The sequence below is a fragment of the Enterobacter sp. Bisph1 genome (assembly GCF_000814905.1).
GTDB lineage: Bacteria > Pseudomonadota > Gammaproteobacteria > Enterobacterales > Enterobacteriaceae > Kosakonia.
The window spans coordinates 1-14,253 of sequence record NZ_JXAG01000035.1 but is presented as its reverse complement, the minus strand read 5'-3'; the positions used below and the strand labels follow the sequence as shown (position 1 = coordinate 14,253).

10 protein-coding genes and 2 other RNA genes are annotated in these 14,253 nt (G+C 55.4%); 6 read left to right on the top strand and 6 right to left on the bottom strand.

Going from position 1 to position 14,253, the window contains the following annotated elements; translation table 11 throughout:
* Positions 1–55: 55 nt before the first annotated feature.
* Together RW65_RS09360 and RW65_RS09355 are read right to left on the bottom strand one after the other, a co-directional pair.
* Positions 56–409, bottom strand: a complete 354-nt coding sequence (locus tag RW65_RS09360) for a DsrE/DsrF/TusD sulfur relay family protein (protein WP_039056461.1) — start codon at positions 407–409, stop codon at positions 56–58.
* 76 nt (positions 410–485) lie between these two features.
* On the bottom strand, positions 486–1,001 hold the full coding sequence (locus RW65_RS09355) for a YbhB/YbcL family Raf kinase inhibitor-like protein (RefSeq protein ID WP_502685552.1): 516 nt from the start codon (positions 999–1,001) through the stop codon (positions 486–488).
* A 150-nt stretch (positions 1,002–1,151) separates the two neighbouring features.
* Between RW65_RS09355 and RW65_RS09350 the strand changes: the two genes are divergently transcribed.
* Positions 1,152–2,555: a YchO/YchP family invasin gene (locus RW65_RS09350; RefSeq protein ID WP_052250294.1), complete on the top strand. Its 1,404-nt coding sequence runs from the start codon at positions 1,152–1,154 to the stop codon at positions 2,553–2,555.
* Here the strand turns inward: RW65_RS09350 and narL are convergent.
* Positions 2,552–3,202: a two-component system response regulator NarL gene (narL, locus tag RW65_RS09345; protein WP_039056459.1), complete on the bottom strand. Its 651-nt coding sequence runs from the start codon at positions 3,200–3,202 to the stop codon at positions 2,552–2,554. The genes RW65_RS09350 and narL overlap by 4 nt on opposite strands.
* Positions 3,195–4,997, bottom strand: a complete 1,803-nt coding sequence (gene narX, locus RW65_RS09340) for a nitrate/nitrite two-component system sensor histidine kinase NarX (RefSeq protein WP_039056458.1) — start codon at positions 4,995–4,997, stop codon at positions 3,195–3,197. The genes narL and narX overlap by 8 nt, the downstream gene beginning before the upstream one ends.
* Before the next feature lie 305 nt (positions 4,998–5,302).
* Here narX and RW65_RS09335 point away from each other — a divergent pair, with 305 nt between their 5' ends.
* The 5 genes from RW65_RS09335 (at position 5,303) to narI (ending at position 13,746) form a co-directional block, all read left to right on the top strand.
* Positions 5,303–6,694, top strand: coding sequence for a NarK family nitrate/nitrite MFS transporter (locus RW65_RS09335; protein WP_039056457.1), 1,392 nt, complete (start codon positions 5,303–5,305; stop codon positions 6,692–6,694).
* A gap of 392 nt (positions 6,695–7,086) precedes the next feature.
* On the top strand, positions 7,087–10,830 hold the full coding sequence (locus tag RW65_RS09330) for a nitrate reductase subunit alpha (RefSeq protein ID WP_039056456.1): 3,744 nt from the start codon (positions 7,087–7,089) through the stop codon (positions 10,828–10,830).
* On the top strand, positions 10,827–12,362 hold the full coding sequence (narH, locus tag RW65_RS09325) for a nitrate reductase subunit beta (protein WP_039056455.1): 1,536 nt from the start codon (positions 10,827–10,829) through the stop codon (positions 12,360–12,362). Before RW65_RS09330 ends, narH begins: the two co-directional genes overlap by 4 nt.
* On the top strand, positions 12,359–13,069 hold the full coding sequence (narJ, locus tag RW65_RS09320) for a nitrate reductase molybdenum cofactor assembly chaperone (RefSeq protein WP_039056454.1): 711 nt from the start codon (positions 12,359–12,361) through the stop codon (positions 13,067–13,069). The genes narH and narJ overlap by 4 nt, the downstream gene beginning before the upstream one ends.
* Positions 13,069–13,746 (top strand): respiratory nitrate reductase subunit gamma, encoded by a 678-nt coding sequence (narI, locus tag RW65_RS09315; RefSeq protein WP_039056453.1) that lies wholly within the window; start codon positions 13,069–13,071, stop codon positions 13,744–13,746. The genes narJ and narI overlap by 1 nt, the downstream gene beginning before the upstream one ends.
* Before the next feature lie 204 nt (positions 13,747–13,950).
* Here narI and RW65_RS21840 read toward each other — a convergent pair.
* Both RW65_RS21840 and RW65_RS21835 read right to left on the bottom strand, forming a co-directional pair.
* Positions 13,951–14,082: non-coding RNA, RtT sRNA (locus RW65_RS21840), on the bottom strand.
* 48 nt (positions 14,083–14,130) lie between these two features.
* A non-coding RNA gene (locus RW65_RS21835) (RtT sRNA) lies at positions 14,131–14,249 on the bottom strand.
* Positions 14,250–14,253 lie beyond the last annotated feature (4 nt).

Sequence of the window (14,253 nt, the reverse complement as noted above, 5' to 3'; positions counted from 1 at the left end):
AAACTTGACGACGTAACGCCGCCCATAAGAAAAATATATTACGTTCGCCGCAATATTAGAAAGTTAATACTTTATCCGCTGCCAGCGTCCACTGCGCCAGTTCAACAAGCGTACCGATTTCGACACCGTCAATTAGCGGCAGCGCGCTAATGCCGCGCCCGTCGGTGCAGGTTTTACACAATTTCACCGCCACGTTTTGCGCGGTAAGAATCTCCAGCATTTGCTGAATGTTGTAGCCCTCGGCGGGTTTCTGCCCGCGCAGCCCAGCGGTAACCGCGTCGGACATTAAAAACAACCGCAGGTCAATTTCACCCGCCTGCTCGCGCAGGGCAATGGCCAACCGCAAACTGTTAAACAGCGATTCGCTGCCGTAAGCTGCGCCGTTAGCGATAATGACTACCTTTTGCATCTTCATTCCTTGGATAAAAAGTGGTGCCGTCTATGCTACTGCGCCGTTGCGTCGGGCGAAAGCGATGGCGTAATAATTACTGACCAAAGCGGCCAATCAGCCCGGCGGCGGCAAGGGTATGGCCTTTCAGTTTGGCGAACAGATCATCACGCGTCAGCCCCTCGGGAAGCGTGGGCGGCAGGGAGGTAGCAATCAGCGTAAAAGTATAGTGATGCGCGCCGCTGCCCGGCGGTGGGCAAGGGCCGTGCCAGCGAAAATTCCCCGGCGTGTTTTTCCCGCCGGTAAAGCCTTTACCGTCGCGCAGATCGTTTTGCCCGAAGCCGGTTGCCGACGGGGGAATGTTGTAAGCCACCAGGTGCGTCACCCCAAGCCCGTTTGCGCCTTCGGGATCGTGAACCACCAGCGCGAAGCTTTTTGTTTCGGCAGGGGGATTGTTCCACACCAGCGAAGGCGACAAATTTTCACCGGTGCAGTTCGGGTTATTGCTGGCGTTACCGGCGAATTTTTTCTCCATCAATGCGTTATCGGAAAAAGCCGGGGATTGCAGGGTAAAAAGCGCGTTCGCGCCGCTTTGCGCGGCGTAAAACAACATCGCACTCGCAAAAAGTTTGTACGTTATGTTCATAAGGACGCTCCGCTGTGTAGTGCATTAACTGTAGTGCAGCGCGGGGCAGGGATAAGGTTTTTCCTGATATTTTGTCTATCGCTGTTAAGGGCAGGTAAAACCGTTAAACTTAACAGTATGAATTATTCTCTTCTCACCCTCCTGCTGTTGTCACTGGTCAGCGGCGTCGCCGGTGCCCGGCAAAACAGCTTCGTTCAGCAAGCGGAAAACCCCTTCGATAATGACGGTGACGGTCTACCGGATCTCGGTATGGCCGCGGAAACGGGCGCGCAGGAGAAGCATTTTGCTGAGATGGCGAAAGCCTTTGGCGAGGCCAGCATGACCGATAATGGCCTGACGGCCGGTCAGCAGGCGCGACAGTTTGCCTTTGGCAAGCTGCGGGATGTGGTGAGTGAAGAAGTGAATCAGCACGTTGAATCCTGGCTCTCGCCGTGGGGCAGCGCCACGGTCGATCTGAAAGTGGACAACGAGGGCGGATTTACCGGCAGTCATGGCGACTGGTTTGTCCCGCTGCAGGACAATCATCACTATCTGACCTGGAGCCAGCTTGGCTTAACACAGCAGGATGCCGGACTGGTGGGGAACGTGGGGGTAGGTCAGCGTTGGGTGGCCGGTGACTGGCTGCTGGGTTACAACACCTTTTACGACAATTTAGTAGAGGAAAACCTCGGTCGCGCCGGATTGGGAGCAGAAGCCTGGGGCGAATATCTGCGCTTTTCCGCTAACTACTATCAGCCGGTAAATAGCTGGGAGTACCAAAACGCGACGCTGCAGCAGCGCATGGCGCGGGGCTATGATGTTACGGCGCAGGCGCGCTTACCTTTTTATCAGCAGCTCAATACCAGCGTCAGCGTCGAGCAATATTTTGGTGACAGCGTTGATCTGTTTGATACCGGTACCGGTTATCGCAATCCTGTGGCCGTTAAGCTGGGGGTGAATTATACACCCGTGCCGCTGGTGACCTTGACCGCCGAACATAAGCAGGGGGAAAACGGCGTCAGTCAAAACGATTTAGGCCTGAAATTGAATTATCGCTTTGGCGTACCGCTGGCAAAACAGCTCTCCGCCAGTGAAGTGGCCGGGAGCCGCTCGCTGCGCGGTAGCCGTTATGACAGCCCGACGCGCAACAACGCGCCGGTGTTTGAGCATCGTCAGCGTAAAACGTTGTCGGTATTCCTTGCCACACCGCCGTGGGATTTACAGCCCGGCGAGACGGTGGCGCTGAAGCTGCAAATTAACAGCATCCACGGCGTGCGTTCAATAACCTGGCAGGGCGATACGCAGGCATTAAGCCTGACGCCGCCTGCCAACGGACGCAGTAGCGAAGGCTGGACGCTAATTATGCCGCGCTGGAATAGCGATGAGGGAGCAACAAACAGCTGGACGCTGTCGGCGCTGGTAGAAGATGAAAAAGGGCAGCGTGTTGAATCAAATACCATCGAACTGAAGCTGACGGAGCCGGTGGTTCCGCCAGCCGATTACAGCCAGCCGGGCTGGTCGCTGCCAGCCTCGTTGCCTTAGAAAATGCGTTCCTGATGTACCCAGACGGCGGCTTCGACGCGGGATTTAAGCTTCATTTTCTTCAGCATATGCTTAACGTGCACTTTCACCGTGCTTTCGGTGATATCCAGCCGGCGGGCGATCATTTTGTTCGGCAACCCCTGGGCAATCAGCTTGAGAATGTCGCGTTCGCGCGGCGTCAGCTGCGTGATATCGCGATCGGTAGTGGCGCGGTTAGCGCGCAGGCTTGCGGCCAGTACCGGGGTAAGGGCTTCGGAAAGCACCATTTCCCCGGCGGCGGCCTGCTGCAGCGCTTTGAGCAGATCTTCCGGCTCCATATCCTTCAGCAGGTAGCCGTCCGCGCCGCGTTTCAGCGCGGTGACCACATCTTCTTCATGGTTAGAAACGCTAAACACAACCACCCGCCCGGAGAGGCTCTTTTCACGCAGTTTATCCAACGTCTCCAGCCCGTTCATCCCCGGCATATTCAGATCCAGCAAAATCAGATCCGGGTCCAGCGCTTCCGCCAGTTCAATGCCTTGCTCCCCGTTGCTGGCTTCGCCGACCACGGTGATATCGTGGGCCATGCTAATCAACTGCTTCACGCCGGTGCGCAGCATTGGATGGTCGTCGATCAGCAGAATGGTTGCCGGATCCTGATTACTCATGGGTATCTCCTTGCATGGATGAGACAAATGTCTCTGGGATAAACGTAACGACGACCTCGGTACCGCCCGATGCTCCGGGACGAACCAGGCAATCGCCGCGCAGGCTTTGCGCGCGGTCACGCATAATTATCAATCCATAATGGTTGGTCCTTTCAGCATTCCCCGGGATGCCGCAGCCGTTATCGGCGACGCGCAAAATAACCCGCTTTTCCTGCTGGTGCACTGCGACGCTGACCGCGGTAGCGCCGGAGTGTTTTAATGCATTGCTTAGCGCCTCGCGGGCGATTTGCAACAGGTGAATCGCCTGATGCGCAGGCACCAGCCGAGGAGGAAGCTGGTAATCCAGACGCACCTGAAAACCGAAACGGCCGCTGTACTCCTGGCAACTGGACTCCAGCGCCGGACGCAGCCCTGGTTCGGTCAGTTGTAAACGAAACGTGGTAAGCAGTTCACGCAGCTGTGCCCATGAGGTATTCAGCTCATTGCGGATCTGCCCGAGCAATTGCTGGCTATTTGGCGGCAACGCATCGCCCTGCATTTGCAGGCAGCTGACCTGCATTTTCATACAGGAGAGGGACTGGGCGATAGAGTCGTGCAGTTCGCGGGCAATCGTGGCGCGCTCTTCCATCACCATCAACTGCTGCTGGCGATCCTGATGCCTGTCCAGCGCAAGGGTGGCAGTGATCTGCTCGACCAGCGTATCCACCAACTGCTGCTGGTCGTGGCTCAAATGGCGTCCCGGCGGCAGTTTCGCTAACAGCAAACCGTACTGCATATGCGCATCCGCCAGCCGCCATTTCAGCGTGGTGCCGCCCGCGGTAGATTCGTTTAGGATGCCGTTGCGTGGGCATAAATGGCAGCCTTTGTCATCACAGCTGAGATCGGACTGGCAGCTAAAATCCTGATGATTTTCTTCATCTTCCAGATCGTAAACCCGTAGCTCGATATCATGCAGCAGGGTTAAATTCTTTAAACCGTTAAGCACCGGGGAAAGACGTTCGCACATCGGGATACGCGAATGCAGCCGGTGGTTGGCCTGCCATAAAAAGGAGAGGATCTGGTTTTTTTGCTCAAGCCCGGCGGTCTTCTCCTGCACCCGTTGTTCAAGCACTGCGTAGCTTTCACCCAGTTCAGCAGACATATTATTTAGCGCCTCGCCAAGGGTTGCCATCTCATTACGGCCATTAATCTGCGCGCGCTGGGTGAAATCACGTTGGCTGACGGCGCGCGCCATGCTTAATAACTGCTGCCACGGACGGAGTAGACGAGCCCGCAACCACACCACGGCAAACAGCAACAACAGGCCCATCACAATGACCATTGAGCGCTGCATGATGACCACCTGTTCAATGCGGTATTCAGTGCTGCGGTCAAAAGAGGTCACCAGATTGTCGATGCGCCCGACGAAAATAGCGATGGTGTCGGCCACTTCAGCCGGTTGATGGGCATTTTTTATCGCCGGAATTACCTCGGTGTGCCAGTAGTTTTGCAGCGCGTTGAGCTGTGCTTGCTGGCCGTCACGGGTGGCAGCCTGCGCCAGATCCGTGCTGAACGCCGTATACTCCATTTCATCCAGCAGATACTGCTCGTGAGCGTCGAGCGGAATAGCCGACAGCAGGCGATAGCTCTGCATCCGCAGTGAACCGGCTTTGTTAATGGCATGGGCACTGCCCTGAATGCCATGCACCAGCCAGCCGGAAATTGCCATGCCCGTTACGCCGATCACCGTCGACAGCAGCATCAATAACGCCAGTTGGTTAACCAGCGAGATCGGCGAAAAAAGGCGTTTTAACATACGGTTTCAGGCTCCTCGGCCGCCAGGGGGCGGATGGCGCTATTGTCAGACATCCTCAGGGGTATACCCATACCCCTAAAGGACTACCTCTTTATTGCCAGTGAGTCGACATCAATGGGCACATTCTGAGTACAGCAGGTCAGGGTCGTGAAAAACCACACCTTTTTTGCCGGTAATCGCTACTCACAAATGAGCATGGTTATTTTTTGCCCGGCAACTGAGCCGCTTTTCCTTTGATTTATATCAACTTAACTGGCGCTGTAGAAACTAATGTGGCTGCATCAAACCGAACTACAGAGGTGTATATGCAGCACTCAACCATTACGGATAAAAGTTCGTCAGAGCGGGTTATTACCGACTGGCGTCCTGAAGATCCTGCTTTCTGGCAACAACAGGGTCATAAAATTGCGAGCCGCAATTTATGGATTTCCGTGCCCTGTCTTCTTCTGGCGTTCTGCGTATGGATGCTTTTTAGCGCAGTGGCCGTCAACCTTCCGAAAGTGGGCTTCCAGTTTACCACCGACCAACTGTTTATGCTGACCGCATTGCCTTCCGTTTCCGGCGCGCTGTTACGCGTACCTTACTCCTTTATGGTGCCGGTATTCGGCGGTCGTCGCTGGACTGCCTTCAGCACCGGGATCCTGATTATTCCCTGCGTCTGGCTCGGCTTTGCCGTCCAGGATCTCAGTACGCCGTTTAGTACCTTTATCATTATTTCGCTGCTGTGCGGTTTTGCCGGCGCTAACTTCGCCTCCAGTATGGCCAATATCAGCTTCTTTTTTCCCAAACAGAAGCAGGGCGGCGCGCTCGGGATCAACGGCGGGTTCGGTAATCTCGGCGTCAGCGTGATGCAGTTGTTAGCGCCGCTGGCGATCTCCTTTTCCATTTTTGCTGCCTTTGGCGGTACCGGCGTTGCACAGCCTGACGGCTCAATGCTGTATCTGGAAAATGCCGCCTGGGTGTGGGTGCCGTTACTGGCGGTATTTACCCTGGCAGCCTGGTTTGGCATGAACGAACTGGCGACATCGAAAGCGTCCCTTAGCGCGCAGCTGCCGGTGTTGAAGCGTTCCCACCTGTGGATCATGAGCTTCCTATACCTGGCGACCTTCGGTTCGTTTATCGGCTTCTCCGCCGGGTTTGCCATGTTGTCGAAAACCCAGTTCCCTAACGTGCAAATCCTGCATTTCGCCTTCTTTGGTCCGCTGGTAGGCGCGCTGGCGCGCTCGGCAGGCGGCGCCATCTCTGACCGTCTGGGCGGAACGCGCGTCACGCTGGTCAACTTTATGGTGATGGCTTTGTTCAGTGCTTTACTGTTCCTCACCTTACCGACAGATGGCGAAGGCGGTAATTTCATCGCATTCTTCGGCGTTTTCCTGATGCTGTTCCTGACGGCCGGGCTGGGGAGTGGATCCACCTTCCAGATGATTTCGGTGATTTTCCGCAAAATGGCCATGGAACGAGCGAAGAAAAACGGTGGTACCGAGAGCGATGCAATGCGCGAAGCGGCTACGGAAACCGCGGCGGCGCTCGGCTTCATCTCAGCCATTGGTGCCATTGGTGGTTTCTTTATTCCTAAAGCATTCGGCACGTCACTAGCGTTAACCGGCTCTCCGGCCGGCGCGATGAAAGTGTTTCTGGTGTTCTATATTGCCTGCGTGGCTATCACATGGGCGATATACGGGCGTAAAAAACAATAAGAGTAAATTGTTGATTATCCTTGCGCGGTGCATACCGCGCTTTTTTTATCCCTTTATTAGTTACAACATACTTTGAAGCGGCCGACCCTGCCTGCTGCCCAAACCACTGTGACAGCCATCACTTAGCAGAGACATCTACCCCTTAATACCTCTGTCCGGTTAATTTTTGGTGTTTTTTTACGTTTTTATGAATAAAAACATTATATTTCAATTGGTTATAAAGTAAAAATCAGTAACTCTTTGTGGGTACTCCATTCGTGAGGCAGTAAAAGGATGCTTTTGCGGCTTGATCATCATCAATTCTCGAACGCCTGACGGGGTTTAACGTCGCGACAAATGCAGCAATGTCGATTTACCAAGAGAGCCAGACAGGCTCCAACAGGAGAACCCCGATGAGTAAATTCCTGGACCGGTTTCGCTACTTCAAACAGAAAGGCGAAACCTTTGCCGAAGGGCACGGCCAGCTCTTAAACACCAACCGGGACTGGGAGGATGGATACCGCAGCCGCTGGCAGCACGATAAAGTCGTGCGCTCCACCCACGGCGTAAACTGTACCGGCTCATGCAGCTGGCAGATTTTCGTAAAAAATGGCCTGGTTACCTGGGAAACCCAGCAGACTGACTATCCGCGTACCCGTCCGGATATGCCGAACCACGAACCGCGTGGCTGCCCGCGCGGTGCCAGCTACTCCTGGTATCTCTATAGCGCCAACCGTCTGAAATACCCGTTGATGCGTAAGCGCCTGATCAAACTCTGGCGCGAAGCGAAAGCGCAGCATAGCGATCCGGTTAACGCCTGGGCGTCGATTATTGAAGATGCCGATAAAGCGAAAAGCTTCAAACAGGCGCGCGGTCGCGGTGGTTTTGTCCGCTCCTCATGGCAGGAAGTGAACGAACTGATTGCGGCATCGAACGTCTATACCGTCAAAACCTACGGCCCGGACCGCGTGGCGGGTTTCTCGCCGATCCCGGCAATGTCGATGGTCTCTTACGCTTCCGGTGCGCGTTACCTCTCGCTGCTCGGCGGAACCTGCCTGAGTTTCTACGACTGGTATTGCGATTTACCACCTGCTTCGCCGCAAACCTGGGGCGAGCAGACCGACGTGCCGGAATCCGCCGACTGGTACAACTCCAGCTATATCATCGCCTGGGGCTCTAACGTTCCGCAGACCCGTACCCCGGATGCCCACTTCTTTACCGAAGTGCGCTACAAAGGGACCAAAACCGTGGCGGTAACGCCAGATTACGCAGAAATCGCCAAGCTGTGCGATCTGTGGCTGGCACCGAAGCAGGGCACCGATGCGGCAATGGCGATGGCCATGGGCCACGTGATGCTGCGCGAATTCCACCTCGATAAACCGAGCCAGTACTTTACCGATTACGTACGTCGTTATACCGACATGCCGATGCTGGTGATGCTCGAAGAGCGTGACGGTTACTACGCCGCCGGTCGTATGCTGCGTGCCGCCGATCTGGTCGATGCGCTGGGTCAGGAAAACAACCCGGAATGGAAAACCGTCGCTCACGACAGTGAAGGCAACCTGACCGTACCGAACGGCTCTATCGGCTTCCGCTGGGGCGAAAAAGGTAAATGGAACCTTGAGCAACGCGACGGCAGCAATGGCGCGGATGTTGAGCTGAACCTGAGCCTTCTCGGCAAACATGACGATATCGCGCAGGTTGGCTTCCCCTATTTTGGCGGTGATAACACCGAGCATTTCGCCGGGGTAAAACTCGACAATGTACTGATGCACAAACTGCCGGTGAAACGTGTGCAGCTCGCCGACGGCTCCAGCGTGCTGGTGGCAACCGTCTACGATCTGACCATGGCGAACTACGGCCTCGATCGCGGTCTCGGTGATGAGAACTGCGCGACCCGTTATGACGAAATTAAAGCTTATACGCCAGCCTGGGCGGAGAAAGTGACCGGCGTTGCCCAGTCACAAATTATCCGTATCGCCCGCGAATTCGCCGATAACGCCGACAAAACCCATGGCCGTTCGATGGTCATCATCGGCGCGGGGATGAACCACTGGTATCACCTCGATATGAACTACCGCGGCATTATCAATATGCTGATCTTCTGCGGTTGCGTGGGTCAAAGCGGCGGCGGCTGGGCGCACTATGTCGGCCAGGAAAAACTGCGTCCGCAAACCGGCTGGCAGCCGCTGGCGTTCGCCCTCGACTGGCAGCGTCCGGCGCGTCATATGAACAGTACCTCGTACTTCTATAATCACTCCAGCCAGTGGCGTTATGAGACGGTGACGGCGCAGGAGTTTCTTTCACCGTTAGCGGACAAATCCCGCTATACCGGGCATCTGATCGACTTTAACGTCCGTGCTGAGCGTATGGGCTGGCTGCCGTCTGCACCGCAGTTGGGCACCAACCCGCTGCGTATTGCCGCCGAAGCGGAAAAAGCAGGCATGAGCGCGGTGGATTACACGGTGAAATCCCTGAAAGAGGGATCGCTCCGTTTCGCGGCGGAACAGCCGGAAAACGGCAAAAACCATCCGCGTAACCTGTTTATCTGGCGTTCCAACCTGCTGGGTTCTTCCGGTAAAGGTCACGAGTTTATGCTCAAGTACCTGCTGGGCACCGAACACGGTATTCAGGGGAAAGATCTCGGTAAACAGGGCGGCGTGAAACCGGAAGAGGTGGAGTGGCACGATAACGGTCTCGACGGCAAACTGGATCTGGTGGTCACTCTCGACTTCCGTCTCTCCAGTACCTGCCTCTATTCGGATATCGTACTGCCAACCGCGACCTGGTATGAAAAAGACGATATGAATACTTCGGATATGCATCCGTTTATTCATCCGCTTTCTGCTGCTGTCGATCCGGCATGGGAATCGAAAAGCGACTGGGAAATTTATAAAGGCATCGCCAAATCCTTCTCGGAAATCTGCGTCGGACACTTGGGTAAAGAGACCGATGTCGTGACGCTGCCAATCCAGCACGACTCTGCTGCCGAACTGGCGCAGCCGCTGGGGGTGAAAGACTGGAAAAAAGGCGAGTGTGAGCTGATCCCTGGTAAAACCGCGCCGCACATTATTCCGGTGGAACGCGACTACCCGGCCACCTATGAGCGCTTTACCTCTATCGGTCCGCTGATGGAGAAAATCGGCAACGGTGGCAAAGGCATCGCGTGGAATACCCAGAGCGAAATGGATCTGCTGCGTAAGCTGAACTACACCAAAGCGGACGGTCCGGCGAAAGGCCAGCCGATGCTCAATACCGCCATTGATGCTGCAGAGATGATCCTGACGCTGGCACCGGAAACCAACGGTAGCGTAGCGGTAAAAGCCTGGGCTGCCCTCAGCGAATTTACCGGCCGCGACCATACCCATCTGGCGACCAATAAGCAGGAAGAGAAGATTCGCTTCCGCGATATTCAGGCCCAGCCGCGCAAGATTATCTCCAGCCCAACCTGGTCAGGTCTGGAAGATGAACATGTTTCTTACAACGCCGGTTACACCAACGTTCACGAGCTGATTCCATGGCGTACGCTCTCCGGCCGCCAGCAGCTGTATCAGGATCATCAGTGGATGCGTGACTTTGGTGAAAGCCTGCTGGTTTACCGTCCGCCGATCGATACCCATTCGGTTAAAGAAGTCATGGGCGTGAAATCTAACGGCAATCCGGAAAAAGCGCTCAACTTCCTGACGCCGCACCAGAAATGGGGCATTCACTCGACCTACAGCGATAACCTGCTGATGTTGACGCTGGGACGCGGTGGTCCGGTGGTGTGGATGAGCGATAAAGACGCCAAAGAGATCGGCATTGAAGATAACGACTGGATTGAAGTCTTTAACGCCAACGGTGCGCTGACCGCCCGTGCGATTGTCAGCCAGCGTGTGCCGGCCGGGATGACCATGATGTACCACGCGCAGGAACGTATTGTGAACCTGCCGGGCTCAGAAATTACCGGGCAGCGCGGCGGGATCCATAACTCCGTCACCCGTATTACCCCAAAACCGACCCATATGATCGGCGGCTATGCCCAGCTGGCTTATGGCTTTAACTACTACGGCACGGTGGGTTCCAACCGCGATGAGTTCGTAGTGGTACGTAAGATGAAGAACATTAACTGGTTGGATGGCGAAGGCAATGACCAGGTACAGGAGAGCGCAAAATGAAAATTCGTTCACAAGTCGGCATGGTGCTGAATCTCGATAAGTGCATCGGCTGTCATACCTGTTCCGTGACCTGTAAAAACGTCTGGACCAGTCGTGAAGGTATGGAATATGCCTGGTTTAACAACGTCGAAACCAAACCGGGCACCGGCTTCCCAACCAACTGGGAAGACCAGGAAAAATGGAAGGGCGGCTGGATCCGCAAAATCAACGGCAAACTGCAGCCACGCATGGGTAACCGCGCGCTGCTGCTGGGTAAAATCTTCGCCAACCCGCATATGCCGGAAATCGACGATTACTACGAACCTTTTGATTTCGATTACCAGAACCTGCATAACGCGCCGGAAAGCAAACATCAGCCGATTGCCCGCCCGCGCTCGCTGATCACCGGTCAGCGGATGGACAAAATCACCGCCGGCCCGAACTGGGAAGACGATTTAGGCGGTGAGTTCGACAAGCTGAGCAAAGATAAAAACTTCGAGAACATGCAGAAGGCGATGTACGGCCAGTTCGAAAACACCTTTATGATGTATTTGCCGCGCCTGTGCGAACACTGCCTGAATCCGGCCTGTGTTGCGACCTGCCCGAGCGGTGCAATCTACAAGCGTGAAGAAGATGGCATTGTGCTGATCGATCAGGATAAATGCCGCGGCTGGCGCATGTGCGTTACCGGCTGCCCGTACAAAAAAATCTACTTCAACTGGAAAAGCGGTAAATCCGAGAAGTGCATCTTCTGTTACCCACGTATCGAAGCGGGCATGCCGACAGTCTGTGCGGAAACCTGCGTGGGTCGTATTCGCTACCTCGGCGTGCTGCTGTATGACGCAGATGCAATTGAGAATGCTGCCAGCACCGAAAACGAGAAAGATCTCTACCAGCGTCAGCTGGATGTGTTCCTCGATCCGAATGACCCGGCGGTGATCGCTCAGGCGCTGGCTGATGGCGTGCCGCAGAGCGTTATCGATGCGGCGCAAAAATCCCCGGTTTACAAAATGGCGATGGACTGGAAGCTGGCGCTGCCGCTGCACCCGGAATACCGCACGCTGCCGATGGTCTGGTATGTGCCGCCTCTGTCACCGATCCAGTCTGCTGCTGACGCGGGTGAGCTGGGCAGCAACGGTATCCTGCCGGATGTCGATAGCCTGCGCATTCCGGTGCAATTTCTTGCCAACCTGCTGACCGCCGGTGATACCGCTCCGGTGCTGCTGGCCCTTAAACGTATGCTGGCGATGCGCCACTTCAAACGTGCGGAAACCGTTGACGGCGTGGAAGATACCCGCGCGCTGGAAGAAGTCGGTCTGACGAAAGCCCAGGCGCAGGAGATGTACCGCTATCTGGCGATTGCCAACTACGAAGACCGTTTCGTGGTGCCGTCGAGCCACCGTGAGCTGGCGCGTGAAGCCTTCCCGGAGAAAAGCGGTTGTGGCTTTAGCTTCGGTGATGGCTGCCACGGCTCGGACAGCAATTTCAACCTGTTCAACAGCCGCCGCATCGATGCGGTAGATGTAACAGTGAAAACGGAGCCGCACCCATGATTGAACTGGTGGTTATTTCCCGCTTACTCGAATACCCGGATGCTGCCTTATGGCAGCATCAGCAGGAGGTTTTCGATGCGCTGGCGGCCGGTGAAAATCTGGCGCAGTCAGACGCCCGGCAGATTGGTGAGTTTCTGCGTCAGTTGACATCTCAGGATCTGCTCGATGCGCAAGCGAACTACAGCGAGCTGTTTGACCGTGGTCGCGCGACGTCGCTGCTGCTGTTTGAACATGTGCATGGCGAATCCCGCGACCGCGGCCAGGCGATGGTCGATCTGCTGGCGCAGTACGAACGCCACGGTTTAGCGCTTGACAGCCGTGAGCTGCCGGATCATCTGCCGCTTTATCTGGAGTATCTGGCGCAGCTGCCACACGCCGAGGCGATTGGCGGTTTACAGGATATCGCGCCGATTCTGGCGCTGTTAAAAGCGCGTTTAGCCCAGCGTGAAAGTCGTTATGCGGCGCTGTTCGACGCGCTGTTATCCCTGGCGAATACCCAGGTGGATGACACGCAGGTGGCTGAGAAAATCGCTGGTGAAGCGCGCGATGATACGCCGCAGGCGCTGGATGCCGTGTGGGAAGAAGAGCAGGTGAAATTCTTCGCCGAACAGGGCTGCGGTGAATCTGATATCACCGCGCACCAGCGTCGCTTTGCGGGCGCCGTCGCGCCGCAGTATCTGAATATCACAACAGGAGGAGAGCGCTAATGCACTTCCTTAATATGTTCTTCTTTGATATCTACCCGTACCTCGCCGGAGCCATTTTTTTGATTGGCAGCTGGCTGCGCTATGACTACGGTCAGTACAGCTGGCGAGCAGGTTCCAGCCAGATGCTGGATCGCAAAGGGATGACGCTGGCCTCGAACCTGTTCCATCTTGGTATTCTGGGTATCTTTGCCGGCCACTTCCTCGGGATGTTAACGCCGCACTGGATGTATGAATCCTTCCTGCCGATTGAAGTGAAGCAGAAGATGGCGATGATTGGCGGCGGTGCCAGCGGCGTACTGTGCCTTGTCGGCGGTCTGCTGCTGCTGAAACGTCGTCTGTTTAACCCGCGTATTCGTGCCACCTCAACGGCGGCGGACATTCTGATTATGTCCCTGCTGATGGTGCAGTGTACGCTGGGCCTGCTGACCATTCCTTTCTCTGCGCAACATATGGATGGTAGCGAAATGATGAAGCTGGTGGCCTGGGCGCAGTCGGTGGTGACCTTCCACGTTGGCGCATCTGAACATCTTAATGGCGTGGCTTTTATCTACCGCGTGCATCTGGTGCTGGGCATGACGCTGTTTGTGCTGTTCCCCTTCTCGCGACTGGTGCATATCTGGAGCGCGCCGGTTGAATATCTGACGCGCAAATATCAGATAGTTCGCGCACGTCGCTGATAACGAAAAACCCCGCGCTGCGGGGTTTTTTATGGGCGCGAAGGGCAGTTTGCCGACGCGCTTTTTTTGTTTGTTAAACGCTGAAATGTGTCCTTCGGCAGTTAGCAGGACTATCCCACCACAGGTTATCTGTTAGGTATTCAACGCACATTTAAATGCAGGTAAGAGAGATTTGAAAAGGACGTACGGATTAATTTAAGAAGATGTTGGTGGGGGAAGGATGATTCGGCGCTAAAGCGCCTCACCCTTCGGGTCGTTGCCTGCGGCAACGCTCTCTCGCTACGCTCGAGTCGAACCTTGGTCGAAGGTTCTCGTCCTTCCCCGATCGGCGGTTTATACAATTAAGAGAGATTCGAAAAGGAAGTACGGATTAATCTAAGAAGATGGTGGTGGGGGAAGGATGATTCGGCGCTAAAGCGCCTCACCCTTCGGGTCGTTGCCTGTGGCAACGCTCTCTCGCTACGCTCGAGTCGAACCTTAGTCGAAGGTTCTCGTCCTTCCCCGAAC